Origin of the sequence: Streptomyces sp. CAU 1734, from assembly GCF_039888735.1 — a bacterium.
Taxonomy (GTDB): domain Bacteria; phylum Actinomycetota; class Actinomycetes; order Streptomycetales; family Streptomycetaceae; genus Streptomyces.
In genome coordinates this window covers 106,026-131,459 of the sequence record NZ_JBDQQP010000022.1, presented here as the reverse complement: position 1 = coordinate 131,459, position 25,434 = coordinate 106,026, and the positions used below count along the sequence as shown (strand labels likewise).

General features: G+C 70.6%; 23 protein-coding genes and 1 rRNA gene. 8 read left to right on the top strand and 16 right to left on the bottom strand.

Translation table 11 applies throughout. The features are described from left to right. Window positions 1-115 (top strand): 5S ribosomal RNA (rrf, locus tag AAFN69_RS32060); the annotation flags it as partial. A 206-nt stretch (window positions 116-321) separates the two neighbouring features. Here rrf and AAFN69_RS32055 read toward each other — a convergent pair. The 6 genes from AAFN69_RS32055 to AAFN69_RS32030 form a co-directional block, all read right to left on the bottom strand. Further along, complete coding sequence (locus AAFN69_RS32055) at window positions 322-1,809, bottom strand: type VI secretion protein (RefSeq protein ID WP_347732414.1); 1,488 nt, start codon at window positions 1,807-1,809, stop codon at window positions 322-324. A 94-nt stretch (window positions 1,810-1,903) separates the two neighbouring features. Continuing rightward, window positions 1,904-3,325, bottom strand: coding sequence for an ATP-binding protein (locus AAFN69_RS32050; protein WP_347732409.1), 1,422 nt, complete (start codon window positions 3,323-3,325; stop codon window positions 1,904-1,906). Window positions 3,326-3,347: 22 nt separating this feature from the next. Beyond that, window positions 3,348-4,901: an SCO6880 family protein gene (locus tag AAFN69_RS32045; protein WP_347732408.1), complete on the bottom strand. Its 1,554-nt coding sequence runs from the start codon at window positions 4,899-4,901 to the stop codon at window positions 3,348-3,350. Next, window positions 4,898-6,331 (bottom strand): hypothetical protein, encoded by a 1,434-nt coding sequence (locus tag AAFN69_RS32040; protein ID WP_347732407.1) that lies wholly within the window; start codon window positions 6,329-6,331, stop codon window positions 4,898-4,900. The genes AAFN69_RS32045 and AAFN69_RS32040 overlap by 4 nt, the downstream gene beginning before the upstream one ends. Continuing rightward, the gene (locus AAFN69_RS32035; RefSeq protein WP_347732406.1) at window positions 6,321-7,178 is read right to left on the bottom strand and encodes a hypothetical protein; all 858 of its coding nucleotides are present in this window, start codon (window positions 7,176-7,178) and stop codon (window positions 6,321-6,323) included. The genes AAFN69_RS32040 and AAFN69_RS32035 overlap by 11 nt, the downstream gene beginning before the upstream one ends. A 241-nt stretch (window positions 7,179-7,419) precedes the next feature. Further along, window positions 7,420-7,728 carry a hypothetical protein gene (locus AAFN69_RS32030; protein ID WP_347732405.1) on the bottom strand — a complete coding sequence of 103 codons (309 nt, stop codon included), beginning with the start codon at window positions 7,726-7,728 and terminating at the stop codon, window positions 7,420-7,422. A gap of 472 nt (window positions 7,729-8,200) precedes the next feature. Here AAFN69_RS32030 and AAFN69_RS32025 point away from each other — a divergent pair, with 472 nt between their 5' ends. The 3 genes from AAFN69_RS32025 to AAFN69_RS32015 all read left to right on the top strand — a co-directional run bounded on the left by AAFN69_RS32025 (window position 8,201) and on the right by AAFN69_RS32015 (window position 11,224). Continuing rightward, window positions 8,201-9,022: an SAM-dependent methyltransferase gene (locus AAFN69_RS32025; protein ID WP_347732413.1), complete on the top strand. Its 822-nt coding sequence runs from the start codon at window positions 8,201-8,203 to the stop codon at window positions 9,020-9,022. Between the two features lie 157 nt (window positions 9,023-9,179). Then, on the top strand, window positions 9,180-10,196 hold the full coding sequence (locus tag AAFN69_RS32020) for a bifunctional lytic transglycosylase/C40 family peptidase (protein ID WP_347732404.1): 1,017 nt from the start codon (window positions 9,180-9,182) through the stop codon (window positions 10,194-10,196). 287 nt (window positions 10,197-10,483) lie between these two features. Next, entirely contained in the window at window positions 10,484-11,224 is a 741-nt protein-coding gene (locus AAFN69_RS32015; RefSeq protein ID WP_347732403.1) for a phosphatase PAP2 family protein, read from the top strand. A 39-nt stretch (window positions 11,225-11,263) separates the two neighbouring features. Here AAFN69_RS32015 and AAFN69_RS32010 read toward each other — a convergent pair whose 3' ends face one another. Together AAFN69_RS32010 and AAFN69_RS32005 are read right to left on the bottom strand one after the other, a co-directional pair. Next, window positions 11,264-11,497, bottom strand: coding sequence for a hypothetical protein (locus AAFN69_RS32010; protein ID WP_347732402.1), 234 nt, complete (start codon window positions 11,495-11,497; stop codon window positions 11,264-11,266). A gap of 364 nt (window positions 11,498-11,861) precedes the next feature. Continuing rightward, window positions 11,862-12,059, bottom strand: coding sequence for a hypothetical protein (locus AAFN69_RS32005; RefSeq protein WP_347732412.1), 198 nt, complete (start codon window positions 12,057-12,059; stop codon window positions 11,862-11,864). A gap of 161 nt (window positions 12,060-12,220) precedes the next feature. On the opposite strand from AAFN69_RS32005, the gene AAFN69_RS32000 reads away from it, so the two are divergent. Further along, a complete protein-coding gene (locus tag AAFN69_RS32000; RefSeq protein WP_347732411.1) occupies window positions 12,221-13,183 on the top strand; it encodes a hypothetical protein in 963 nt (320 codons plus the stop codon). Between the two features lie 122 nt (window positions 13,184-13,305). Then, a complete protein-coding gene (locus AAFN69_RS31995; RefSeq protein ID WP_347732401.1) occupies window positions 13,306-13,491 on the top strand; it encodes a hypothetical protein in 186 nt (61 codons plus the stop codon). 67 nt (window positions 13,492-13,558) lie between these two features. Here the strand turns inward: AAFN69_RS31995 and AAFN69_RS31990 are convergent, their stop codons facing one another. Continuing rightward, the gene (locus tag AAFN69_RS31990; protein ID WP_347732400.1) at window positions 13,559-13,960 is read right to left on the bottom strand and encodes a metal-sensitive transcriptional regulator; all 402 of its coding nucleotides are present in this window, start codon (window positions 13,958-13,960) and stop codon (window positions 13,559-13,561) included. A 250-nt stretch (window positions 13,961-14,210) separates the two neighbouring features. Between AAFN69_RS31990 and AAFN69_RS31985 the strand changes: the two genes are divergently transcribed. Continuing rightward, window positions 14,211-14,831: a DUF47 family protein gene (locus AAFN69_RS31985; protein WP_347732399.1), complete on the top strand. Its 621-nt coding sequence runs from the start codon at window positions 14,211-14,213 to the stop codon at window positions 14,829-14,831. A gap of 5 nt (window positions 14,832-14,836) precedes the next feature. Then, window positions 14,837-15,835: an inorganic phosphate transporter gene (locus tag AAFN69_RS31980; RefSeq protein WP_347732398.1), complete on the top strand. Its 999-nt coding sequence runs from the start codon at window positions 14,837-14,839 to the stop codon at window positions 15,833-15,835. Between the two features lie 1,018 nt (window positions 15,836-16,853). Here the strand turns inward: AAFN69_RS31980 and pstB are convergent. From pstB to AAFN69_RS31945, 7 genes are all read right to left on the bottom strand, one after another. Continuing rightward, the gene (gene pstB, locus AAFN69_RS31975; protein WP_347732397.1) at window positions 16,854-17,630 is read right to left on the bottom strand and encodes a phosphate ABC transporter ATP-binding protein PstB; all 777 of its coding nucleotides are present in this window, start codon (window positions 17,628-17,630) and stop codon (window positions 16,854-16,856) included. A 51-nt stretch (window positions 17,631-17,681) separates the two neighbouring features. Next, the gene (gene pstA, locus AAFN69_RS31970; protein WP_347732396.1) at window positions 17,682-18,761 is read right to left on the bottom strand and encodes a phosphate ABC transporter permease PstA; all 1,080 of its coding nucleotides are present in this window, start codon (window positions 18,759-18,761) and stop codon (window positions 17,682-17,684) included. Next, window positions 18,758-19,789, bottom strand: a complete 1,032-nt coding sequence (pstC, locus tag AAFN69_RS31965; RefSeq protein WP_347732395.1) for a phosphate ABC transporter permease subunit PstC — start codon at window positions 19,787-19,789, stop codon at window positions 18,758-18,760. Before pstC ends, pstA begins: the two co-directional genes overlap by 4 nt. Before the next feature lie 117 nt (window positions 19,790-19,906). Then, window positions 19,907-21,040: a phosphate ABC transporter substrate-binding protein PstS gene (gene pstS, locus AAFN69_RS31960; RefSeq protein WP_347732394.1), complete on the bottom strand. Its 1,134-nt coding sequence runs from the start codon at window positions 21,038-21,040 to the stop codon at window positions 19,907-19,909. Window positions 21,041-21,528: 488 nt separating this feature from the next. After that, complete coding sequence (locus AAFN69_RS31955) at window positions 21,529-21,981, bottom strand: NUDIX hydrolase (RefSeq protein WP_347732393.1); 453 nt, start codon at window positions 21,979-21,981, stop codon at window positions 21,529-21,531. Beyond that, window positions 21,978-23,189 carry a CHAD domain-containing protein gene (locus AAFN69_RS31950; protein ID WP_347732392.1) on the bottom strand — a complete coding sequence of 404 codons (1,212 nt, stop codon included), beginning with the start codon at window positions 23,187-23,189 and terminating at the stop codon, window positions 21,978-21,980. Before AAFN69_RS31950 ends, AAFN69_RS31955 begins: the two co-directional genes overlap by 4 nt. Beyond that, the gene (locus AAFN69_RS31945) at window positions 23,176-25,407 is read right to left on the bottom strand and encodes an RNA degradosome polyphosphate kinase (protein ID WP_347732391.1); all 2,232 of its coding nucleotides are present in this window, start codon (window positions 25,405-25,407) and stop codon (window positions 23,176-23,178) included. The genes AAFN69_RS31950 and AAFN69_RS31945 overlap by 14 nt, the downstream gene beginning before the upstream one ends. Window positions 25,408-25,434 lie beyond the last annotated feature (27 nt).

Genomic DNA, 25,434 nt, shown 5'->3' with positions numbered 1-25,434 from the left:
CGGTGGTTATAGCGTTAGGGAAACGCCCGGTTACATTCCGAACCCGGAAGCTAAGCCTTTCAGCGCCGATGGTACTGCAGGGGGGACCCTGTGGGAGAGTAGGACGCCGCCGAACAATTTTTGTGCCTCGTCCCCCGGACATTGTCCGGGGGACGAGGCTTTTTTGCGTTCACGACCCATAAAGCAACCAACAGAACCCCACCTGGCGGGGAGGCTGTGCGGGCACGCACGGCTCCTGGAGCGCTGCTGTCGCCCTGCGGGAGGGGTGCTGGAGTGCTTCGGTCCGGGCTCTTCACCGCTCCCCGGCTGTCCTCGGCCGGGCTACTGGGGCAGGGGCTCCGGCCAGCGGGCGCGGGCCTGTTCGGCGGAGCGGAGAAGGACCAGGGTGGGCAGATCGCGGTCCTGGCCGGCCGTCAGGAGCTCGGGGAGGCGGGGCAGCGGGGCCACCGCGGCGACATCGTCCAGGACGAGTGTCATTGGTGGGTCGAGCCGGCCGGCGGATGACCGTACGGCCATGCGGCGGCCGAGCTCGACCACGTCTGCTGCCAGTGCGGTGAGCAGTGGCATAGCTCCGGGGCGGGATTTCGGGTCCTCGATGGACTCACCCACCAGATAAAGGGTTCCCCCTTCGTCCGCGAATGATTCCAACGAGAGCGAATCGGTTCGGTTGGGGGTGCAAGCGTCACGGATATGGACCGAGGAGAGCGCCCCAAGGGCCCGGGCCACGAGCTGTTGCGCGATCTCACGGCGTTCGGGGTGGGCGGTCAGCGCGGATTCCAGCAGGCCGGCGAGACCGCTCGCCGCCTTGGGATGCGTACGCAGGATCCGCACGGCGTCCTGGGCTCCGCCGCCCTGCGCCCAGCGCTGGACCTGCTTGAAAGGCCGGTTGTCCACGGCCGCCGCATGAAGCCAGCAGCGCAGCAGAGTCTCGGCGGTGTCGGCCATCGCGGCGTCCAGCAGTGCGCGCGGGCGGACCGGAGCCAGCAGCGCGCCCGCGCGGGCGGCGGCGGTGTCCGCGTCCTCGCAGCGGGCCGTGGGGGACCAGTGCAGACGGGACGGGGTGTCGCAGAGATGGCCGGGGTCGTAGAGGAGGACGGGGCCGAGCTTGGCCCGCGCGTCCTTGGTCTCGGACCAGACCGTGGGGTCGGAGGTGACGACCAGGGCGGAGCCCTCGGCGTCGAGAACCGCCTGGATGGTGGCCGGGCGACGGGTCGCCGGGCCGCCGTAGATCAGCCGCTGGGTGCGCGGTGCCGGGACCGGGGAGACGAAGGGGACGGGCGGCGGCTCGTTCCCAGCGGGTGCGGGTGCGGGTGCGGGTGCGGGTGCGGGTGCGGGTGCGGGTGCGGGGGTCGGCTGGGTGGCCGGGACGGCCGTATCCGCGGCGGGCGCCGGGGTGCTCTTGGTGAGGTCGGGGGCGTTCGCCTCCTCCCGTACCTCCGGCTCCGCGGTCTCGGCATTCCGTGCGGCTTCATGGCGCTCCTCGCGGCGGGTCTCGCGGAGCGTGCGCCAGCGGGCCAGTGTGCCCAGCAGGAAGACCGCCACCACCAGGAGGATCATCAGCTCGCTGATCGCGAGGCCCCAGAACAGCCCGTACCCGGAGAGTTCCCCGCGCGGGGTGGACGGCCAGGCGGCGGGGATGTCCTGGGGGGACGAGATCAGGGAGCGTACGGCACCCGGGGTGTTCTTGAAGGTGACCTCCGACGGCCAGGAGCCGTGGGAGAGCAGGCCGGCGAGGCCGGTCGCCGTCCAGACCACCAGCAGGGAGAAGATGCCGAGCCCGACCAGGCCGAGGAGCAGACCGTCGGGCACGCCGCCGCCGGTGCCCTCGCGGCGGCGGTGATGGACCTCGGGTCCGTACCGCTGCCGCTGCCACTGCTGTCCGCGCCGGTGGGGCTCCCGCACGTCATGCCACCGTCGACTCGGAGGACTCGGCCGAGGCGCCGAATTGCTGCTGCTCGATCAGTGCCGCCCGCTGTTCCATCTCCCACTCCGCGGCCTCCATGTCCTCCTGGAGCGTCGCTCCGGAGGATTCGGTCATGGCCCGGTCGGTGAAGACCAGTGGTCGTTCCGCCTCGGTGATCAGGTGTTTGACGACCTGGACATTTCCGTTGACGTCCCAGACGGCGATACCGGGGGTCAGGGTGGGGATGATCTCGACCGCCCAGCGGGGCAGGCCGAGCACCCGCCCGGTGGCTCTGGCCTCGTCCGCCTTCTGGGCGTAGATGGTCCGGGTGGAGGCCATCTTCAGAATCGCGGCGGCCTCCCGGGCCGCCGCTCCGTCGACCACATCGGAGAGATGGTGGACCACGGCGACGAAGGAGAGGCCGAGCCGGCGGCCGAACTTCAGCAGCCGCTGGAAGAGCTGCGCGACGAAGGGGGAGTTGATGATGTGCCATGCCTCCTCGACCAGGAAGATGCGTTTCTTCCGGTCGGGGCGGATCCATGTGTGCTCCAGCCAGACCCCGACGATCGCCATCAGGATCGGCATCGCGATCGAGTTGCGGTCGATGTGGGAGAGGTCGAAGACGATCAGGGGCGCGTCGAGGTCGATGCCCACCGTGGTTGGGCCGTCGAACATGCCGCGCAGGTCGCCGTCGACCAGCCGGTCCAGCACCAGGGCGACGTCGAGACCCCAGGCCCGTACATCGTCTATGTCGACATTCATCGCTTCCGCGGATTCCGCTTCCGGGTGGCGGAGCTGTTCGACGATGTCGGTGAGGACGGGCTGGCGTTCGGTGATCGTCTCATTGACGTAGGCGTGGGCGACCTTGAGCGCGAAGCCGGCGCGCTCGTCGAGGCCGTGGCCCAGCGCCACCTCGATGATGGTGCGGAGCAGGGCGAGCTGGCCGGTGGTGGTGATCGCGGGGTCGAGCGGGTTGAGCCGGATGCCGGCGTCGAGCGCGGTCATCGGGTCGAGCCGGATGGGGGTTATCCCCAGCTCCTGCGCGATCAGGTTCCATTCGCCGACGCCGTCCTCGCCCTGGGCGTCGAGTACGACGACCTGGCGGTCGCGGAAGCGGAGCTGGCGCAGGACGTAGGTCTTCTCCAACGCCGACTTGCCGTTTCCGGATTCGCCGAGCACCAGCCAGTGCGGGGCGGGCAGCTGCTGGCCGTACAGCTGGAACGGGTCGTAGATATAGCCCTTTCCGCTGTAGACCTCACGGCCGATGATCACGCCCGAGTCGCCGAGGCCGGGGGCCGCGGTCGGCAGATAGACCGCCTGCGCCTGTCCGGTGGAGGTGCGGACGGGGAGCCGGGTTGTCTCGACCTTGCCGAAGACGAAGGAGGTGAAGGCGTCGGTGAGGACGGAGAGCGGGTCTCGCATCAGGAAGGGCCCCTAACGACGTCTAGCGGCGGATGCCGGTCGCGAACGGCAAGGTGTTCACAAAGGCCCGGTGGTGCTCGCGGTCGCACCATTCCAGCTTGAGATACGACTTGCCGGCCGAGGCTCTGATGGTGCGTTTGTCCCTGGCCAGGGCTTCCGGCGAACGCGACGACACGGTGATGTACCCGACGAGATTGACTCCCGCCGCACCGCTGGCGAGATCTTCACCCCGCTGGTCGAGCCGTCCGTGCGCGGCGATGTCGCGGGGGTCGACGGTGCGGTTCATCTTGGCCGCCCGGCTGGCGTCGGCCTCGTCGTTGGTCTTCTCGGTGAGCATGCGCTCGATGGCGACCTCGGTCGGTTCGAGGTCCATGGTGACCGCGACCGTACGGATCACATCGGGGGTGTGCACGAGGAGCGGGGCCAGGAAGTTGACGCCGACCGGGGTCATCGGCCACTCCTTCACCCAGGCGGTGGCGTGGCACCAGGGCGCGCGGGTGGAGGATTCGCGGGTCTTGGCCTGGAGGTAGGTGGGCTCCATGGCGTCGAGCTCGGCGGGCCAGGCGTTCCGCTTGGTCATGGCCTGGATGTGGTCGATGGGGTGGTCGGGGTCGTACATGGAGTGGACGAGGGAGGCGAGGCGGCCCTGGCCGAGGGGCTGGCGCACCCGGATGTCGGCCTCGGCGAGCCGGGCGCAGATGTCGGTCAGTTCGCGGGCCATGACCACGGCGAGTCCGGCGTCCTTGTCGAGCCTGCGGCTCTTGGTGGCGGTGCGGGCGGCGCGGGCCATGGCCTGGGCCTCGGCGGCGAGCTCGCGGGTGTAGTGCATGCAGGCGACGAGGTAGGCGCGGTGCTGCTCGCTGGAGGTGGAGACCATGGACTGGAGCTGGTCGTAGGAGTCGCGCAGCCAGGCCGGGGAGTGGGTGTCCCCGCGCTGGGCGACGTCCTTGGCATGGGCGTCCGGGTCGGCGGGGAGGGTGCGGGCGAGCATCTGAATGCGGGTCACGAAGCCGTCGCCGTTGGCCACGTGCTTGAGGAGGGTGCCGAAGCGGTCGACGAGGGCCTCCTGGTCCTCGCTGTCGCGCAGTCCGACGCCGGGGCCCTCGATCTCGATGGCGGCGGTGACGGTGCGGCGGTCCGCGTGGAGGAGTACGGCGATCTCGTCGGGGCCGAAGGGGGCGGCGAGCCAGTTGATCCGGCCGATGCCGGGGGGCGGGCCGACCTCGACCTCGCGGCCGTCGATGGCGATGCCGGCCTCGGGGGCGGCGGAGCGGTAGGTGTTGCCTTTGCGCACACTGCGCTTGAAGCTGCGGTTGATCTCGAACCACCGGTAGAAGGTGCGGTGCTTGTACGGGACGTAGACGGCGGCCAGCGCGAGCATGGGGAACCCGGTCAGCAGCACGATGCGCAGGGTGAGGACGGGGACGAGCAGCCCGCTCATCATGCCGAGGAACGCGCCGGCGATGATCAGGGCGATCTCGCCGGTCTCGCGGTTCTTGCCGATGATCGCATTCGGCCGGGCGCGGCCGATGAGATAGGTGCGGCGGGGCGTGATGGGGTGGGAGTGGGTCGTCAACGCCCTCCTCCTCCTGTGCTGTTGGTGTTGCGGGTGCCGTGCGGGGTGCCGGTGGTGGGGCTGCTGCGGGGCGGGGGTGCGGTGCCGCCGCCGGACGGGGCGGCGCCGGTGGGCCGGCTGCTGTGGGCGGCGACGCCTCCGCTGACCGGGTTGGCCGGGCGGGGCGCGCTGCCGGAGCTTCCGCTTCCGCCGCCGTCGGAGCTGCGGGTGCTGTGGGTCTTGATGCCCTGGGAGACCAGGGCGGCGGGGGAGCTCATCACGGCCGCGGCGCGGTTCTCGACGCCGCCCTGGAGGCGGTTGTTGCGGGAGGCGATGATGTCGTCGCCGAAGCCGGGGACGAAGCGGTAGATCATTCCGGAGGCGACGATGGCCAGGATGATGATGGCGAGTCCGGAGACGATCGCGGAGACGGAGTCGGGGCCGTCCTCGGCGGAGAGCGCGCCGGCGAGGCCGAGCACGATCACGATGACCGGTTTGACGAGGATGATCGCGATCATCAGCCCGGCCCAGCGGCGGACGTGGCCCCACATGTTCTTGTCGACGAGTCCGGCGTAGACGATGACGCCGAGGAGCGCGCCGACGTAGAGCAGTACGGCGCGGATGAAGAGCTCCAGATAGAGCACTCCGGCGGCGAGGATCGTGACGAGCGAGATGACGATCAGCATGATCGGCCCGCCGCCGACGTCGGTGCCCTTCTCCAGGGTGGCGGAGAAGGTTCCGAAGAACATGTCGGTCTGTTTGCTGGTGCCGCCGGCGACGACTTCGGTGACCCCGTCGGTGGCGGAGACGAGGGTGAAGAGGATCAGCGGGGTGAAGGCGGAGGCGAGGACGGTCAGCCAGAGGAAGCCGATGGCCTCGGTGACGGCGGTCATCAGGGGGACGCCGCGGATGGCGCGCTTGGCGACCGCGAGGAGCCAGAGGACGAGGGTGAGGATGGTGGCGGCGGCGAAGACGATGGCGTACTGGGAGAGGAAGGTCGTGTTGGTGAAGTCGACGGTGGCGGTCGACTTCACGGCCTTGGAGAGATTCTCCACGGTCCACGCGGCGGCGTCGGCGCAGGCCCGGCCGAGGGCGCCGAGGGGGTCGGCGGCGTCGGTGGGGTCGGGGGTGTTGGCCGAACTCGACCCGCCGCCCTCGCCTTGTTCGCAGTAGCGCTTGGAGTTGCCGCTCAGGTAGCGGCATTTGTCCTCGCCGGTGGCGGAGGGGCTCGGAGTCGGGGTCGGCGTGGGGGTGGGCGCGGCGGCGGCCCGTGCCGCGAAGAGGAAGAGGGATGCCTGGACTCCGGCGAGCAGGGTGAGGACCGCGGTGGTCCGCCGGCCGCGCGGGCTTCCGGTGGCGAGGGGTGCGCGCGTGCGGCTGCCGGGGGCGGGAGCAGTGCGGTCGCTCGGCCGGCGGGGTCCGACGAGCCGGGGGCGGGGGCTACCGGGCATATGTGAACCCTCCGAATTCGGCGACGGCCTTGCTGATCTCATCGGAGGTGGACGCGGCGACGTCCCCCGGTACGGGGGCGGGGCCCTCGCGCTCGGAGTCGGTGGCGATCCGCCAGTCGCCCGCGGTCCAGCTCAGGTCGAATGTCCAGGTCTTCCAGGTGGTGCGGACCGGGTCGAGGGATTCCGGCCCGGACATGCCGATGAGTCCGGTGTACCAGACCGAGACCCTGGCGCTGTCGGCCGTGAACTTCTCGACCTTGGTGCCGACGGGGACGGTGCGGGAGACGAAGGTGCTGCCCTTGGGGGCGTTGCCGTTCGCGTCCAGACCCATCTTCGCCAGGAGATCGGACGAGTACGCCTCGTCCTGAGGGCCCTTCAGGCGGCCGGCCGCCGCCTTGGTGTAGACGGTGTCCACGATCCGGTGGCGGCTCTCGGTGTTGAACATGCCGGTGGATCCGAGGGCGACGGCGAAATTGGAGGCCGCGCTCTGGGCCCCCTGTTCCGTGCGCGGGTAGCCGGTCGGGATGCCGTCCGTCGTGCCCTTGACCGGCTGTACGCCGGTCGCCGCGGTGGGGTCTGCGGCGCGGGGCTTCGCGGAGCCGTCCGTGCCGTCGTCGCTGCCGCCGCCGCGGTTGGCGAAGGCGATGGCCGCGATGAGCAGCACGACGATCCCGGCCACCGTGATCATCGAGCGGGAGCCGCGGGCCGGGCGGCGCGGTGGGCCGCCGAAGCCGTCGGTGTCGGCGGAGCCGGGCAGCCGGGTACGGGTCTGGCCCGTGCCGCCGAAACCGTCGTCGGCCCGGCGGCCCGGGTCGCCGGGGTAACCGTGTTCGTCCCCGAGGCTCATCTCGCGTGCATCCCCTCGCTCCGCTGGGGGAGACGCCCTCCCTCAACCAGGTGCTGATCCGTGGCGTCCGGCTCCGTGCCGTGCGTCGTGGTGTTGTACGACGACGGTAGTCGTGTTGCTTTCCGCGCGCGCGCGGTGTGGTGACTCGACATCAGGAAGACGCAACCTCTGAGGGTGGGCCGGGCACGCGGGGACGGAGGGAGCCGTCGGGGCGGGAGGCGGGCGGACGGGGTGGGTGAGGTCAGACGGCCATCCCGTACACGATGGTGAAGACGGTGCCGAGGGATCCGATGATGAAGACCCCGGTCAGCCCGGCGACGATGAGGCCCTTGCCCTGTTCGGCGCTGAAGGTGTCGCGCAGGGCCGTCGCGCCGATGCGCTGCTTGGCCGCACCCCAGATGGCGATGCCGAGGCAGAGCAGGATGGCCACGGCCATCACCACCTCGATCATCACCCGGGCTTCACCTCCCAGGTCTCCGAAAGGCCCCCAATTGGGAGCGATACCGCCAATGATGGTGGTGATGTCGCCCTCTTTGGCTGCCAGGATCATCTGTAACTCACCGCCCCTGTCGGGTTGTTAGCTGCCCTTGCCCTCCGGCACGGGTCATGGCCCTATCTTCGCTGATGAAACCGCCCATGTGCGCCGACTTCGCTGGTCTCTTTACCCGATCTCCGCACGTATGACCGATCTCACCGCCCTGACCTGCGAAGAAGTGGAGCCGGGTGCCTTGAGTGGCCCGTACCGTCACTCTGTGTATCACGGAGCGTGACTCCGGGCAATGACTGTCGTTGTTCCACCTTTGGGGCGCTCCTCACGTTTCGGGCGGCCGGTGTCCGGATTGGGGTGGCGAACGCACGTTCTGTACCCGGAGTGTGTTCCGGTGTCAGGGGGAGGCGGGCGGACGGGCGGGGGAGTTGCCGGGAGGTCGCGCCCGGGCCCGGGGCCGGAGGGCGGGGCGAACCTCGTCAACCGCCCCTCCGGCGGGTACGGATGTCGCTACCGTGTGTGCGTGACCGAGGCCATGGAGACAGCCGAGACAGGCGACATACGCAACAGGATCGACACCACCCGCCCGCATACCGCGCGGATCTGGAACTACTGGCTCGGCGGCAAGGACAACTACCCCGTCGACCGCGAGGCCGGTGACCGGATCCGGGACATCCATCCCGGTATCGGTGATTACGCCCGTGCCGACCGGCTCTTCCTCGGGCGCGCCGTGCACCATCTGGTCACCACCGCCGGGGTCCGGCAGTTCCTCGACATCGGCACCGGCCTGCCCACCGCCGACAACACGCATGAGGTGGCTCAGCGGGCGGTGCCCGGCGCGCGGGTGGTGTACGTCGACAACGACCCGCTCGTCCTCAGTCACGCCCGGGCGCTGCTCACCAGCACGCCCGAGGGCAGTACCGATTATCTCGACGCCGATGTGCGCGATGTGGACGCCATCCTGGAGCGGGCGGCGGGCACGCTCGATTTCTCCGAGCCCGTCGCCCTGATGCTGCTCGGTGTCGTCATCTTCATCGAGGACCACGAGGAGTCGTACGACGTCGTGCGCCGGCTGATGGACGCACTGCCGTCCGGCAGTCATCTGGTGCTCTCACACACCGTCACCCTTCCGACGATGCCCTGGATCGACGAGGCCGTCGCCTTCTGGAACGAGCACGGCACACCCCGGCTCACCCAGCGCACCCCCGCGCAGATCGAGCGGTACTTCGGGGGACTGGAGCCGGTGGGGCCGGGCGTTGTCTCCTGCAACCGCTGGCAGCCCGTGCGGGGCGGTGCGGACGGGGAGCCGGAGCCGGAGGCGGTGGCGATGTTCGGGGGCGTGGGGCGCAAGGCGTGACCCGGTCCCGTCCGGGGCGGCGCGACGCGTGACCCCTGGCCCCGCGCCCCCGTCCCGCCGGGCGGTTCCGGGTGCTGATGAGTCCCACTGCTGAATCGGGATCCGCCCGCCTACACTGGCGCAGGGTGTACTCCCCTGGTGTGAAGGGTGGTTGACGGTGCGCAGGACGTGGCTGATCGCGGGTGGGGCCGTCGGGCTGTGCCTGGCGTTCATCGCGCTGCTCGTCGTCGGGACCTACACGGCCGCCTCCGGATTCTTCGGCGGCGCCGACAGCCGCAACGGCTCCATCGGCCTCGCCAAGGGCGCCGTGCCCGCCCGCTATCAGGCGCTGGTGCAGAAGTGGGGCAATCTCTGTCCCGCCATCAACCCCGCGCTGCTCGCCGCGCAGCTCCACCAGGAGAGCGGCTGGAACCCCACCGCGCGCTCCCACGCGGCCGCGCAGGGCATCGCGCAGTTCATCCCCGGCACCTGGGCGACACACGGGGTGGACGGGGACAAGGACGGGGACCGGGACGTATGGGATCCGAATGACGCGATTCCGTCGGCCGCCTCGTACGACTGCTCACTGGCCAAATATGTGAAGAAGGTCCCCGGGGACCCCACCAACAACATGCTCGCCGCCTACAACGCGGGCGCCTATGCGGTGATCAAGTACGGCGGTGTTCCCCCGTACCGGGAGACCCAGCACTATGTGAAGATCATCCGCAGCCTGGAGAAGAGCTTCGCCCGGCCGGTCGGGCGGGTCGATCCCTCGCGGCAGGCCGCCGGGGCGATCGCCTTCGCGCAGAAGCAACTCGGCACGCTGTATCTCTGGGGCGGCAACGGCACCCCTGAGCACGGCGGACGCTTCGACTGCTCCGGGCTGACCCAGGCCGCGTACCGCACCGTGGACATCGAGCTGCCGCGCGTGGCCAATGACCAGTACAACGCCGGACCGCATCCCTCGCGGGACGAACTGCTCCCCGGTGATCTCGTCTTCTTCTCCGACGATCTCACCAATTCCCGTGCCATCCGGCATGTCGGCATCTATGTGGGGGGCGGTTATATGATCAACGCTCCCCGTCGCGGCGCGGTGATCCGCTTCGACAAGATCGATACTCCGGATTATTTCGGGGCGACCAGGGTCACCGAGGATGGCGCGAAAGCGGTCTCGACCCCTCGGTCCGCGACCTGACCGAGCCTCCCCGCATGGCCGGAACAGGTCGGTTGGACCACGGCTCTGAGCTGCGGCGATGTGTCTCTCCACGTTTCTCTTCGGTAACGTCATGGTGATCGTTCGGTGGAGAGCGGAACGCTGACGCGGAACTGGCCGTTCCCTGGACGGAGCGGCCGTGCCGCCGGGGTGCGGCAGGCGCCGCCGGGCGCCGGCCGCGGGCCACCGTGTGCGGGGCCGGTCGGCGCGACGCGGCGCAGAGCAGTTCAGGGCAGTTCAGGGCAGACGAAGGCAAGGGGTCGGAGCAGATGGCTGGACTCGCACAGGAGACCCCTCTCGCGACTGCGGGCGGCGGGTCGGGAGCCGACCTCAGTCTGCTCTATGACATCAACGGTCTCTCCAAGGCCGCCCCGCCCTGGGTCGACTCCATCATGGGGTTCGTCGGCGAGACCGGGATCATGCTCGCCATGGGCATCGTCGGGCTCTGGGCCTGGTGGAGCGCGCGCCGCCAGGGCACCGCCGAGGATTCGGTCGCCGCCGTCGCCGGACTGGCCTGGGCGCCGCTGGCCGCCGCCGCCGCGGTGGTGGTGAACATCCCCATCCGGGGATTCGTCGAACGCCCGCGTCCCTTTGTCGACCACGACGGCCTGGAAGTCCTGGTCTCCGGCAAGACCGACTTCTCGTTCGTCAGCGATCACTCCACGATGGCCATGGCCCTGGCGGTCGGAATCTTCCTCGCCCACCGCAGATTCGGTTTCGTGGCGCTCGGCCTCGCCTTCGCCGAGGGATTCCTGCGGATCTACATGGGAGTCCACTACCCCACCGATGTCATCGGCGGTCTCGCCCTCGGCACGGCGGTCACCCTGCTGCTCGCCCCGCTCGCGCTGGCGCTGCTGACCCCGCTGGTCTCGGCGATCGCCGGATCGCGGGCCGGTGGGCTCGTACGGGCCGGGAACGCGGGCCGGGGGCGGGACGGCGAGCGCTCCGGGCACTTCGGCATCCCGGAGCCGCGTACCGAGGGCAAGGGCGAGAAGGACCTCGCCGCCTGACTCCCGTCCAGGACTCCGGGGCTCACGGGCTTCGGCGGGTCAGCGGCGGCTGTTGCGGCTGCGCCGCTCATGGCGGCGGACGATCATGACGGTGCTCGCGGCGGCTATCGCCCCCGTCCCCGCGACGGCGAGTGAGCTCTCGATCGGGCCGTCCGGCTTCGACGATGTGGACCCGGACGAGGCCGCGGCGGGTGCCGCGCCCGCCAGGGGCAGGAACAGGGTGAGCGCGGCGGCCGCGGCTATTCGGGCGCTGCGGCCCGCGGATGGGTTCATGGGGTGACGTCCTCGGCGTCGGGACCGTGCCGGGTGCCGTCCGCCTCCGCCGCCGGTCCGCGCGGGGCGGCCGGGACGGGCGCGGGGAGAACCGCCGGCACGGTCGGGCGGGGCTGCTGACCGGGCTGGAACCACGACAATGACCGCGGTACGGAATCGGCCCGCCGGGCCCGGGACGGACCCGGAACCGCCGGCGGGCGGTCGCGCGCGGGTACCTCTCACCCCAGGGCACCGCCCTTCCGGGCCGTCGGCCATCCGGACGCCGCCATCAGGGGTACGGGTGCCGCCGGCCGGGTGAACCGCCCGGTGTTCCGGGGAGTGCGGACGGAGCGTCCACGGCCGCCCGGCTCAAGGGGCGGCCTTCTCAGCTCTCGGGGGCCGCCGGCGCATGCGTACGGGCGTCGGAGCGGGCTCTGTCCCGGGACCGCCGCGCGGGGCCGGACCAGCCGCAGACACAGCGGGCCAGGGTGAAGGAGCCGCGCTCGCTCACGGTGATGGTGTGCGGGGTGTCGAGGGAGGTGTCATCCGGGCCCGGGACGGTGGCCGGGGCGTCTTGCGGCAGCACCTCACCACCGTACTGCGCGGCGCGGGTCGGGTGTACCCGGCGTGACGGCGGGCGCCGGTTCTCGTTAGGCGGTGAGGGCTCTTCCCCGTGCCGCTCCGGCGCAGGGCGGGGCGGGGGTCCGGCCGAGGAGTCTTCCCGTGTTGGGGGTTTGGCAGACGATGGTGGTGCAGCAGCACAGGCGGACGGGCGGCGCGGTCGCCGTCGCCGCGGCCGTACTGGGTGTGATGGCGGCCGGCGGCTGTTCCGGGGAGGGCGCGGGATCCCCGGCGGGGGCCGGTCCGGTGCGCGGGACCTCCACCGGCCGGGCGCCGGAGCCCGCGGCGGCGGTGAGCACCGGTGCGGCGGTGAGCAGCGGTGCGGCCCCGGAGCGGACCGCCGGGCTCCAGGGCCCGCCCGATGTGCCGGACGCCGCCCAAGGGGCCAGGCGGGTGCGGGAGGCGGCCGACGCGCTGATCGCCGCGGGCAGCGCCCGGGCCCGTACCTTCATGGAGTCGGCCACCGGCGGTACGCGGGTGACGATCCGGGGCGAGGGCGGCTATGACTTCCGGCGCCGGATGGGGCGGCTGACCGTGGTGCTGCCCGAGGAGCCGTCGGGCGCGGACAGCCGCCGTCCGGTGACCGAGCTGATGACCACCGGGGCGCTCTATCTCAAGAACCGGGGCGCCGGGGTGCCCGCCGACAAATGGGTGCGGGTCGACACGGCGACGCTGGCGGACGGCAATCTCGTCACCGGCGGTGCGACCGATCCGCTCGCCGCGGCCGAGCTGCTGCGCAGCGCGCGGGATGTGACGTTCGTGGGTGTGCGGCGGTTCGGCGACGGCACGGCGGTGCGGCACTACCGGGGATCCGCCGACATCGAGCGGGCGGCGCTGCTCGCGCGGGGGTACGCACGGGACTCGCTCACCGCGGCGGCGAAAGGGTTCGCCAGGGACTCCGTGCCGTTCGACGTCTTCCTCGACGACCGGGGCCGGGTGCGCAAGGTGCGCCATCAGTTCAGCTTCACCAACGGCAAGCGCACCGTCGCGGTCACCTCGACCACCGAGCTCTACGCCTTCGGCACCCCGGTCACCGTGCGGCTGCCCGACCGGCGGGACATCTACGCCGGGCGGATCAGCGGGTGAGGATCAGCGATCGGAGCTCGCGGGAAGGGACTTAAGACAGGCCCTAAATGGTCCGGACGTGCCATGCGCGGTCTGTTCGGCACTCCCTACGCTAGGAAGTCGGTACCGGCAGGAAGAGGTGAATGCACGTGGCTCCGCCCAGTACGACGTTGGTCCAGGACCACGTGGCCCTCGCCGAGATCGAGCTGTGCGGTGATCTGATCATCGCGGCCTCGGCCGCGGATGGGGAGCGGCTCAGCTCTGACCGTATCGACGAGGTGCTGAAGGTGGCGGCCGAACGGGCCGCGCGCCAGGTCCAGCAGGGGTGACCGCGGGCGGGCCGGGGCGGTCGAGCCGCTCCGGCCGTACGCCTGGGCATCGGGCCCTTCGCGCGGGTCAGGTCCGCAGCAGCCGGGCGATCGCCTTCGTCGCCTCTTCCACCTTCGCGTCGATCTCGGTTCCGCCCTTGACCGCGGCGTCGGCGACACAGTGGCGCAGATGCTCCTCCAGCAGCTGGAGCGCGAAGGACTGGAGAGCCTTGGTGGAGGCGGAGACCTGGGTCAGTATGTCGATGCAGTAGACGTCCTCGTCGACCATCCGCTGAAGGCCGCGGATCTGGCCCTCGATCCGGCGCAGCCGCTTCAGGTGCTCGTCCTTCTGCTTGTGGTAGCCGTGCACCCCGCGGTCATGGTCCGTGACGGCCTGTGCCGCGGTCTGAGCGGTGGTGATGTCCGCGGTGCCGATGCCTGCGGTGGTGATGTCCGCGGCCGGGGGGCCGGCCGCCTCGGTGGTCGTCATCGGATCCTCCCGTTGTCCTGCGCTGTGTGTCCGAAAATGATCTGCGAATATTCTGCTCGACAAGCGGGGCTGCATACCCCGCATGGGTATATGGTACCGAATCTCGCGAAGATGGGCCCGCGCGTGCCGTACCGGCCCCTTCCCGGTCATGGTGTCCTATGGGCGACACTGAGGAATGCCGGTTGGCCGTGGCCGGATGAATGCGCCTAGCATCAGCCTGTCCGAACCCAGAGCTTCCCGAGGACCCCACGTGCGATTTCGTCTGACCCCCAGGGAGACGAGCTTCTACGACATGTTCGCCGCGTCCGCGGACAACATCGTCACGGGCTCCAAGCTCCTGATGGAACTGCTCGGGGCCGATACGTCTTCCCGGGCCGAGATCGCGGAGCGGATGCGGGCGGCGGAGCACGCCGGCGACGACGCCACCCATGCCATCTTCCACCAGCTGAACTCCTCGTTCATCACGCCGTTCGACCGCGAGGACATCTACAAGCTCGCGTCCTCGCTCGACGACATCATGGACTTCATGGAGGAGGCCGTCGACCTCGTCGTCCTCTACCAGGTCGCCGAGCTGCCCAAGGGCGTCGAGCAGCAGATCGAGGTACTGGCCCGGGCGGCGGCGCTGACCGCCGAGGCCATGCCGCATCTGCGGACCATGGAGAACCTCACCGAGTACTGGATCGAGGTCAACCGCCTGGAGAACCAGGCCGACCAGATCCACCGCAAGCTGCTCGCCCACCTCTTCAGCGGCAAGTACGACACCCTCGAGGTGCTCAAGCTCAAGCAGATCGTCGACGTGCTGGAAGAGGCCGCGGACGCTTTCGAGCACGTCGCGAACACCGTGGAGACCATCGCGGTCAAGGAGTCCTGAACCACGTGGACACCTTCGCTCTGGTCGTGACCATCGGTGTCGCGCTCGGATTCACCTACACCAATGGCTTCCACGACTCCGCGAACGCGATCGCGACCTCCGTCTCCACCCGTGCGCTGACCCCCCGGGTGGCGCTGGCGATGGCCGCCGTGATGAACCTGGCCGGCGCGTTCCTCGGCCAGGGAGTGGCCAAGACGGTCAGCGAGGGCCTGATCGCCACGCCCCAGGGCAGCAAGGGGATGGGCATCCTCTTCGCCGCGCTGCTCGGCGCGATCGTCTGGAACCTCGTCACCTGGTACTTCGGGCTGCCGTCGTCCTCCTCCCACGCGCTGTTCGGCGGCATGGTCGGCGCGGCGCTGGCGGGCGGTACGGAGGTGATCTGGTCCGGCGTGCTGGAGAAGGTCGTCATCCCGATGTTCGTCTCGCCGTTCGTCGGGCTGATCGCCGGCTATCTGGTGATGGTCGCCATCCTGTGGATGTTCCGGAAGGCCAATCCGCACAAGGCCAAGCGCGGCTTCCGGATCGCCCAGACCGTCTCGGCGGCGGCGATGGCACTCGGCCACGGCCTCCAGGACGCGCAGAAGACCATGGGCATCGTGGTGATGGCGCTGGTCATCGCCGATGTGGAACAGCAGGGCGACGAGATCCCGGTCTGGGTCAAGATCGCCTGTGCGGTGATGCTGTCACTGGGGACGTACGCGGGCGGCTGGCGCATCATGCGGACGCTCGGGCGCAAGATCATCGAGCTGGATCCGCCGCAGGGGTTCGCGGCGGAGACGACTGGGGCGTCGATCATGTTCGGGTCGGCGTTCCTGTTCCACGCGCCGATCTCGACGACGCACGTGATCACCTCGGCGATTATGGGGGTGGGGGCGACGAAGCGGCTGAACGCGGTGCGGTGGGGGGTTGCGAAGAACATCATTCTGGGGTGGTTCATTACGATGCCGGCGGCGGCGGCGGTGGCGGCGACGAGTTATGGCGTGGTCTGGCTGATCTTCGGCTGATGCCGGGGGTGCGTTGTCCGGGGCTCGGCCCCGGGGGTGGCGCGGTTGCCTCCGGCGGGGCTTGGTTTTGGTCACCCTGGTCCGGGGTGGGCGCCGCCTCAATCGCCGGCTGGGCTGTTGTTGGTGCGGGTTGCCCGTTTGCTCGGGTTGGGTGCTTGTTGGTGCGGGTTGGGTGCCGCTCCGGTTCGGCACTGGGGCTGCATGATTTACGGCGCATGTGCCGCCCTTGTTTTGGTCTTTCTCCTGTGCGCCACAAATCACGCTTGACGCCCCAGTACCGCTCCTGCGCGTCCCCCCTTCCGCGAGTAAGCCCAGTGCGTGATGACGGTGCTTTGCCCGTCTGCGCGTTCCGAGTCGGTTTCACAAGGCGGGGAACCCGGGTCCGGAAGGTCGTCCGGGGGTGGGTGGGTGATGGGCGTCAGAGTGGGCGGGTGCTTCTGGGCGGGCGCTCCCGCACCGGAAACAGGCTGCTTGGGGTGGGGGGCTGCTTATCGGGCGATGCTCGTGGAGGGGGTGTGCAGGGTCGTCCCCGGAAGAGTCGGCGGTAAGACCGGGGTGCACGGGACAAGCGGGCCGGTTTCCGCCGGCTCTGAGGAGTCGAGCCCGGAGGACCCCCGGGCCGCCATGACACAAGCACTCCCGCCCCGTACCCGCGCACCGGAGGGGAGTGAACGGAGCAAGGCCCCGAGGCACTGCAAGGCGCCGAAGGCGTCTGTAGGCCCGCACCCCGGGCAACCCGAAACAACACAGGCGACGACATCTCACCGCCCCCACACCCGCCCGCACCAGCGGACAACAGCACCAAACTCAGCCTCGCTGGGGGTACCTCCCAGGCGAAGCTCTGGGGGAGATTGAGGCGCCGGGGCCGGGCGGAGCCCCGGAAAGGCACCCGCACCCCGGGCATGGCATGGGGGACGCGCGCATGCCCGGGCCCGCCCTCGGGGGAGAAGAGGGCGGGCCCGGGGGTCCTGGGGTGGCACCGCCATGCAGCACCGCAGGACGAGTGGGGGTGGCGGGATCAGCCGAAGCGGCCGGAGATGTAGTCCTCCGTCGCCTGCACCGACGGGTTCGCGAAGATCCGTTCCGTTTCGTCTATTTCGATCAGCCTGCCGGGCTGTCCCACCGCGGCGAGGTTGAAGAAGGCCGTCCGGTCGGAGACCCGCGCCGCCTGCTGCATGTTGTGGGTCACGATCACGATCGTGAACCGCTCCTTCAGCTCACCGATCAGGTCCTCGATCGCCAGCGTGGAGATCGGGTCCAGGGCCGAGCAGGGCTCGTCCATCAGCAGGACCTCCGGCTCGACCGCGATCGCGCGGGCGATGCAGAGCCGCTGCTGCTGGCCGCCCGAGAGGCCGGAGCCCGGCTTGTTGAGGCGGTCCTTGACCTCGTTCCAGAGGTTGGCGCCGCGCAGCGACTTCTCGACCACGTCGGCCAGCTTGTTCTTCTTGTAGGCGCCGTTCAGGCGCAGACCCGCCGCCACATTGTCGAAGATCGACATTGTGGGGAAGGGGTTGGGGCGCTGGAAGACCATGCCGACGGTGCGGCGCACCGTGACCGGGTCGACGCTGCTGCCGTAGAGGTTCTCGTCGTCCAGCAGCACCTTGCCCTCGACCCGGCCGCCGGGGGTGACCTCGTGCATCCGGTTGAGGGTGCGCAGGAAGGTGGACTTGCCGCAGCCGGAGGGGCCGATGAAGGCCGTCACCGAGCGCGGCTCCACGGTCATCGAGATGTCCTCGATCGCCTTGTGGTTGCCGTAGTAGGCCGTCAGTCCGCTGACATCGATTCGCTTGGCCATGGTCAGATCACTTTCAGGATGACATAAACGGCGTAAGCCGCGTATGGCTGCTTAACGGCCGGTCTTCGGGGCTTTCCAGCGGGCGATGCCCCGGGCCACCAGGTTGAGGATCATGACGAAGGCGATCAGGACGAGCGCGGCCGCCCAGGCGCGGTCGTACGACGCCTCGCTGCCGACCCGGTACTGCTCCCAGATGTAGAAGGGGAGCGAGGACTGGGCGCCTTCGAACGGATTGGCGTTGATCAGCTGGCTGCCGAAGACCAGCAGCATGATCGGGGCGGTCTCGCCGGCGATGCGGGCGATCGCCAGCATCACACCGGTGGTGATTCCGCCGAGCGCGGTCGGGATGACCACCTTGAGGATGGTGCGCCACTTCGGCACCCCGAGGGCGAGCGACGCCTCGCGCAGCTCGTTGGGGACCAGCTTCAGCATCTCCTCGGTGGAGCGGACCACGACCGGGATCATCAGGATCGCCAGCGCCATCGCGCCCATCAGCCCGGACGGGCTCAGACCGAACATCAGCATGATCGAGAGGATGAAGAGTCCGGCGACGATCGACGGGATGCCCGTCATCACGTCCACGAAGAAGGTGACGGCCTTCGCCAGCGCGCCCTTGCCGTACTCGACCAGATAGATCGCGGTCAGCAGGCCGAGCGGGGCCGAGACCGCGGTGGCGAGGCCGACCTGCTGGAGGGTGCCGACGATCGCGTGGTAGACGCCGCCGCCCGGTTCGAAGCCGGGGACACCCGCCATCGAGTGGGTGAGGAAGTAGCCGTCGAGCACCTTCACACCGCGGCTGACGGTCACCCAGATCAGTGAGAGCAGCGGGACGACGGCGAGGATGAAGCAGACCCAGACGATGCTGGTGGCGAGCCGGTCCGTGGCCTGGCGGCGGTTCTCGACCGCCGAGGTGACGGCGTAGGAGATGACCAGGAAGAAGAGGGCGGAGACCAGGCCCCACTGGGTCCGGCTCTGCCAGCCGGCGAGCGCGCCCAGGCCGCAGCCGAGGACGAGGCCCGCGGCGGCGAAGCCGAGGGGGGCCCAGCGCGGCAGCGCCCTGCTGCTCAGGCTGTTCACGGGGGCGGGGGGCGGGGTGGGTGCCGGGGTGTCCCGGACGGCGGTCTGGCTCATGCGTTGGCCCCCGAGTACTCCTTGCGGCGGGCGATGATGAGCCGGGCCGCGCCGTTGACCAGCAGGGTCAGGATGAACAGCACCAGGCCGGAGGCGATCAGGGCGTCCCGGCCCAGCTCATTGGCCTCGTCGAACTTGGCCGCGATGTTCTGGGCGAAGGTGCCGCCGCCCGGGTCGAGGACATGGAGCGAGATGACGAAGCTCGGCGAGAGCACGGTGGCGACGGCCATCGTCTCGCCCAGTGCCCGGCCCAGGCCCAGCATCGACGCCGAGATCACTCCCGAGCGGCCGAAGGGGAGCACCGACATCCGGATGACCTCCCAGCGGGTGGCGCCGAGCGCGATGGCGGCCTCCTCGTTCATCTTCGGGACCTGGAGGAAGACCTCGCGGCTGACGCTGGTCACGATCGGCAGGATCATGATCGCCAGCAGTACGCCCACGGTGAAGAGCGAGCGGGCGACCCCGATCTCGGTCTTGTCGAAGACATAGGTCCAGCTGAACCAGTCGTCCAGCCAGAGGTTGAGCCCCTCCAGATACGGGACGAGGAAGAGCGCACCCCAGATGCCGTAGATGATCGACGGCACGGCGGCCAGCAGATCGACCACGTAACCGATCGGCGCGGCGAGCCGGCGCGGGGCGTAGTGCGAGATGAAGAGCGCGATGCCGACCGCGATCGGCACGGCGATCAGCATGGCGATGACCGAGCTGACGATGGTGCCGAAGAGCAGCACCGCGATGCCGAAGACCGGCGGGTTCCCGGCCGGGTTCCACTCGAAGGTGGTGAGGAAGTTGCCCTCGTCCGCCGAGATGGCGATGGCGGCCCGGTAGGCGAGGAAGACGGCGATCGACGCCATGAGGACCAGCAGCAGAATGCCCGAGCCCCGGGAGAGCGCCAGGAAGATCTTGTCGCCCGCGCGGCCGCTGGGCCGGGGCTTCGGTTCCAGGAGGGGCGATCCGGTCGGCGGGGCGGGGGTTCCCCCGGGCCCGGCGGGTCCGGGGGGAGAGTCCATGGGAGTGGTGGAAACCATGTTCTTTCCGGTCTGTGTGGGGGAGCGGTTCGGCTCCCCTGGCGGCGGTGCACCGGAGGGACGGGAAGGACGGGTGGGAGGCGGTGGCGGGGGCGGGGGCCCCGCCACCGCTCCGGGCTACTTCAGGCCGGCGACGGTCTCGCGGACCTTCGCGTTGATCTCGGCCGGGATCGGGGCGTAACCGGCGTCCGAGAGCACCTTCTGGCCCTCGTCGCTCGCGGTGTATCCCAGGAAGGACTTGACGGTGCTCAGGGTCTCCGGCTTGTTGCCGCTGTCGCAGACGACCTCGTAGGTCACCAGGATGATCGGGTACGCGCCGTCGGCCTTGGTGGTGTAGTCGAGCTCCAGCGCCAGGTCCTTGCCGGTGCCCTTCACCTTCGCGGCGGCGATCGCCTTGGAGGCGTTCTCCGAGGTGGCCTCGACCGGGGCGGCGGCGCCCGTGTCGATGCTCACGGTCCGGATGGACTGCGAGGTGGCGTAGGAGAGCTCGAAGTAGCCGATCGCGCCGTCCACCTGCTTGACCTGCGCGGCGACACCGGAGGAGCCGGAGGCCGCCTGGCCGCCGGGGGCGGGCCACGCCTTCTCGGCCTCGTACGGCCACTCCGCCTTCGCGGTGGCGCCGAGGTACTTGCCGAGGTTCTGGGTGGTGCCGGAGTCCTCGGAGCGGTGGAACGCCTGGATCGCCTTGTCCGGGAGGTCCGCGCCGTCGTTCAGCTTGGTGATCGCCGGGTCGTTCCACTTCTTGATCTTGCCGTTGAAGATCTTGGCGATGGTCGGGGCGTCCAGGTTCAGCTTGTCGACGCCGTCGAGGTTGTAGCCGATCGCGATCGGGCCGCCGACCATGGGCAGGTTGATGCCCTGGCCGCTCTTGCAGATCTTCTTCGACTCGGCGACCTCCTCGGGCTTGAGCGCCGAGTCGGAACCGGCGAACCCGACCGTCCCCTGGTTGAAGGCGACGATGCCCTCGCCGGAGGAGGAGGACTTGTAGTTGATCTCCACGCCCGAGCAGGCGGCCATGTAGTTCTTGACCCACAGGTCCATGGCGTTCTTCTGCGCACTCGAACCGGAGGCGAGCAGCTTGCCGGTGGCCCCGTCGCACTTGATGTTCGACGCGGCGCCGGTCCGGCCGTCTCCGCCGCCGGTGCCGGCGGTGTTGTCGTCCGAGCCACACGCCGTGAGAACCAGTGCGCCGGTGACGGCCAGGGCGCCGAGTGCGGTGGCGCGAAGCCCGTTCTTGCGCTGAAGCTTCACTTTCGGGTGTTTCCTTCCAGAAGCCGCTCGGACGTTTGACCGTGAACCATGACCGTGGCCTGACGTTCGACGGCGGCGTATGTCGGGTGTGGGAGAGCCGGCCCTGTGCCGGTCACCGCGTAAGGCCGAAATTAAGCAGATCAGGTGAAGCCGCCCACGGGAGAGAGTGAACGCCAGGTGAACCGTGTCGGGCGGCTGGGTGCGCCGCCCCGGGGAGCCCGTACGGGGGTGCGCCGAGTGGCGCACGGGGCCGGGCGGGCGGGCGCGGGCCCGGCGGATCCGGCGGACGGGGTGGACACGGCGAATCCGCGGGAACGGTCCACCTCCTCACTCCGGGGCGGAGCCCCCCGCGTCGTCCCGGCCCCGCGCGTGACCCGTGCGGGGTGATCTGTCCGGGAAATCAACCCGCAAGGTAACGCGCCCCGGGCGCCCGCGCGCCGGGAACACACGGGGGCGCGGCGGCGTGTTGACGGGCGCCGGGCGGCGGGTCAGCGCTCCGGGGCCGGGTCCGGGGTCCGCTCCGGGGTGCGGTTCAGGGTGTCGAGGAAGGCCGTCACGAGCTCCCGGTCCCGTATCTGCGTCAGCCGGCCGCGGGCGGCGGCGGGGGAGAGCCAGACGAGCCGGTCGACCTCGCTGTTGGGGGCGAAGGAGCCGCCGGTGTCCCGGGCGGCCCAGTAGCGGACCTCCTTGGGCCGGCCGTCGACCTCGTAGCGGACGGTCGGCAGCGCGGGTCCGAGCGCGCAGTCGCGCCCGGTCTCCTCCAGGACCTCGCGCAGGGCGGCGGCCCGGAATTCCTCGCCGCGCTTGAGCTTGCCCTTCGGATGGGACCAGTCGTCGTACTTGGGGCGGTGGACGAGACAGATCTCCACGCCGTCGCCGCACGGGGAGACGCGCCACAGCACGCATCCCGCCGCGAGCACCGGCCCGTCGCCGGGGGTCACCGGACCGCTCCCGGCAGCGCCGGGCCCTCCGCGCGGCCGGTCCGGCCGTGGCCGGGGATCCGCGCCCAGAGCTCGTGGAAGGCGAACCGGACGGCCTCCACCTCGTGCCGCTGGTCGGCGTGGAGGATGCCCAGCGCGTACGCGGTCGCCGGGGCGATCCGGGGGGTGCGGGCGGCCTCCGCCGCCGCTGCCGCCGCCTCCGCGGCGTCCCGGTGCCGGTCCAGGAGCGCCCCGGCGCGGCGCAGCGCCGCCATGGCCGGATCCGGCTCACCGGCCAGCACCTCGCCGGCGTACCGGTGCAGCCGCAGCAGCCGGCGCACCCGGTGCCACGGGGCGTCCTGCGCCTCGGAGGAGGCGATGGCGAGGCCGTTCATCAGTGCCTCCGCGTGGTGGAGCCGGCCCGCGGGGGCCGGCGGAAGGGCGGCCACCGCGTGCAGCAGCCGCTCTTCGGCGGCGGGGACCGGCAGCGGTTCCGGGAGGGGGTGCGGTACGGGGACGAGGGGGATCTCCGAGGCGAGTACGGCGACGGAGTCCGCGAGGGCGTGGAAGCGGGCGGAGCCCAGTGCCCGGAGGGCGGCCGAGTGGGCCCGGGTCCTGGCCGGATCGAGCCGGCGCTCCAGCAGGGCGGCGGCGCGGGCGGCGCCGGCGGTGAGGGTGCCGCGCCCGGCGGCCGGGGCGGGTCCGCGGCCGGTGCGTCCGCCGGCCGGGCGGGGCAGCGCCGCCCGCCCGCCCGCGGGCCCGTGGCCGGTGCCGTCCTGCCCGCTGTGCCCGCCGGTGCCGGCCGGGGCTCCGGAGAGCCGGCCGAGCGCGTCCAGCAGCCGGTTCAGCCGGGAGAGGCAGGCGTGTTCCTCGGCGAGTACGGCGGAGAGCCAGTTCAGTTCGGTACGGAGCCGGTCCGCCCAGACCGGGTCGAGCAGCGGGCGGAAGGTGTGGAGCGTGCCGCTGATCCGGCGGGAGGACATCCGCAGGGCGCGGGCGGCGTGCTCCGCCGCGGCTCCCTCCGGGCCCGCGCCCCCGCCGCTCTCCTCGTGGAGCCGCAGTCCGCGCAGGAACTCCGCCGCCCGGTCGTTCAGATACGCGGTGAGCGCGGCCGTGGCGGGCGGCCCCGGGAGACCGGGGCCGCCGGCGGTCCGGCCGGCCCCGGACACGCGGTCCGGGGCCGGCACTCTCCCCCGGGCGGGGAGTCGTGTCACATCAGGGTTGGGCACGCCTTCGCCTCCGGGCGTCAATGAGCATCTCCTGCACATTCCGCAGCGGCTGGCCCTCGGGGTCGGTCGCATGGCGGGTCCAGGCCCCGTCCGGGCCCAGGTGCCAGGAGGACGTGGAATCGGACATCCCGGTCTCCATGAACCGGGTCAGTGCCGCGCGGTGCGCCGGGTCGGTGACCCTGACCAGCGCTTCGATCCGGCGGTCGAGATTGCGGTGCATCATGTCGGCGCTGCCGAACCACACCTCGGGCTCGCCGCCGTTGCCGAAGGCGAAGACCCGGGAGTGCTCCAGGAACCGCCCCAGCACCGAGCGGACCCGGATGTTCTCGGAGAGCCCGGTGACACCCGGCCGGATGGCGCAGATGCCGCGTACCCAGATGTCCACCGGCACCCCGGCCATCGACGCCCGGTAGCAGGCGTCGATGATCGCCTCGTCCACCATCGAGTTGACCTTGATGCGGACATAGGCGGGCCGGCCCGCGCGGTGGTGCGCGGCCTCCTTGTTGATGCGGGAGACCAGTCCGTCGCGGAGCGACTTGGGGGCCACCAGGAGCCGGCGGTAGGTCTCGCGCCGGGAGTAGCCCGAGAGCCGGTTGAAGAGGTCGGAGAGGTCCGCGCCGACCTGCGGGTCGGCGGTGAGCAGCCCCAGGTCCTCGTAGAGCCTGGCGGTCTTGGGGTGGTAGTTCCCGGTGCCGACATGGCTGTAGCGGCGCAGGGTCTCACCCTCCTGGCGGACCACCAGGGAGAGCTTGCAGTGGGTCTTCAGGCCCACCAGGCCGTAGACGACATGGCAGCCGGACTCCTCCAGCTTCCTGGCCCACTTGATGTTGGCCTGTTCGTCGAAGCGGGCCTTGATCTCGACCAGGACCAGCACCTGCTTGCCGGATTCGGCCGCGTCGATCAGCGCGTCCACTATCGGGGAGTCGCCGGAGGTCCGGTAGAGCGTCTGCTTGATCGCGAGGACGTCCGGGTCGGCGGCGGCCTGCTCCAGGAACGCCTGGACGGAGGTGGAGAAGCTGTCGTACGGGTGGTGCAGCAGGACGTCCCGCTCGCGCAGTGCCATGAAGATGTCGGGCGCGGAGGCGGACTCGACCTCGGCGAGGTCGCGGTGGGTGCCCGCGATGAACTTCTTGTACTTCAGCTCGGGCCGGTCCTGGGAGGCGATGCCGAAGAGACCGGTCAGATCGAGCGGGCCGGGCAGCGGATAGACCTCGGCGTCGGTGATCTTCAGCTCGCGGACCAGCAGATCGAGGACGTACGGGTCGATCGACTCCTCGACCTCCAGCCGGACCGGCGGGCCGAAGCGGCGCCGCATCAGCTCTTTCTCCAGCGCCTTGAGGAGGTTCTCGGCGTCGTCCTCCTCGACCTCCAGGTCCTCGTTGCGGGTGACCCGGAACATGTGGTGCGCCAGCACCTCCATACCGGGGAAGAGCTCCTCCAGATGGGCCGCGATGACGTCCTCCAGCGGGACGTACCGCTGGGGCGACGCCTCCAGGAAGCGGGTGAGCAGCGGCGGGACCTTGACCCGGGCGAAGTGGCGGTGCCCGCTGACGGGGTTGCGGACCACGACGGCCAGATTGAGGGAGAGCCCGGAGATGTACGGGAAGGGGTGGGCCGGGTCCACCGCCAGCGGGGTGAGCACCGGGAAGATCCGCTGCCGGAAGAGGGTGAAGAGCCGGGCCTGCTCCTTCTCGGTCAGATCCGGCCAGCGGATGAGGTGGATGCCCTCGTCGGCCAGCGCGGGCGAGATGTCCTGCTGGAAGGTGGCGGCATGCCGGGCCATCAGCTCGCGGGAGCGGGTCCAGATCAGATCCAGCACCTCGCGCGGCTGGAGGCCGGAGGCGGAGCGGGTGGCGACCCCGGTGGCGATGCGCCGTTTGAGGCCGGCGACCCGGACCATGAAGAACTCGTCCAGGTTGGACGCGAAGATGGCGAGGAAGTTAGCCCGTTCGAGGAGGGGGGTCGCCGGATCCTCGGCGAGTTCCAGCACTCGTTCGTTGAAGGCGAGCCAGCTCCGCTCCCGGTCCAGGAAGCGTCCCTGGGGCAGTTCGCCGCCCGGGCCGCCGTGTTCCTCCTCGTCGTACGCGTCGAGATCCGCGTCGAGATCGGGCTCCAGGTCGGAGACCGTGGCGGCGACCGTGTGCGGCCGGTGCGCGGCTATGGAACCGATGGACGGCTGGGGATGCTGGACCGATGCCTCGGCGGGCTGCTGACTCATGAACCCATTCTTCCGCGTGGTGGGCGG

Bases quoted from the DNA above. Each gene is read 5' to 3' on its own strand.
- AAFN69_RS32025 (WP_347732413.1), top strand. From the start codon at position 8,201: ATGGAGACAGCCGAGACAGGCGACATACGCAACAGGATCGACACCACC.
- AAFN69_RS31945 (WP_347732391.1), bottom strand. From the start codon at position 25,407: ATGAGTCAGCAGCCCGCCGAGGCATCGGTCCAGCATCCCCAGCCGTCC.
- AAFN69_RS31990 (WP_347732400.1), bottom strand. From the start codon at position 13,960: ATGACGACCACCGAGGCGGCCGGCCCCCCGGCCGCGGACATCACCACC.
- AAFN69_RS32015 (WP_347732403.1), top strand. From the start codon at position 10,484: ATGGCTGGACTCGCACAGGAGACCCCTCTCGCGACTGCGGGCGGCGGG.
- pstC (WP_347732395.1), bottom strand. From the start codon at position 19,789: ATGGTTTCCACCACTCCCATGGACTCTCCCCCCGGACCCGCCGGGCCC.
- pstA (WP_347732396.1), bottom strand. From the start codon at position 18,761: ATGAGCCAGACCGCCGTCCGGGACACCCCGGCACCCACCCCGCCCCCC.
- AAFN69_RS32050 (WP_347732409.1), bottom strand. From the start codon at position 3,325: ATGCGAGACCCGCTCTCCGTCCTCACCGACGCCTTCACCTCCTTCGTC.
- pstB (WP_347732397.1), bottom strand. From the start codon at position 17,630: ATGGCCAAGCGAATCGATGTCAGCGGACTGACGGCCTACTACGGCAAC.
- AAFN69_RS31995 (WP_347732401.1), top strand. From the start codon at position 13,306: ATGCACGTGGCTCCGCCCAGTACGACGTTGGTCCAGGACCACGTGGCC.
- AAFN69_RS32030 (WP_347732405.1), bottom strand. From the start codon at position 7,728: ATGATCCTGGCAGCCAAAGAGGGCGACATCACCACCATCATTGGCGGT.
- AAFN69_RS32035 (WP_347732406.1), bottom strand. From the start codon at position 7,178: ATGAGCCTCGGGGACGAACACGGTTACCCCGGCGACCCGGGCCGCCGG.
- AAFN69_RS32000 (WP_347732411.1), top strand. From the start codon at position 12,221: ATGGTGGTGCAGCAGCACAGGCGGACGGGCGGCGCGGTCGCCGTCGCC.
- AAFN69_RS32010 (WP_347732402.1), bottom strand. From the start codon at position 11,497: ATGAACCCATCCGCGGGCCGCAGCGCCCGAATAGCCGCGGCCGCCGCG.
- AAFN69_RS32040 (WP_347732407.1), bottom strand. From the start codon at position 6,331: ATGCCCGGTAGCCCCCGCCCCCGGCTCGTCGGACCCCGCCGGCCGAGC.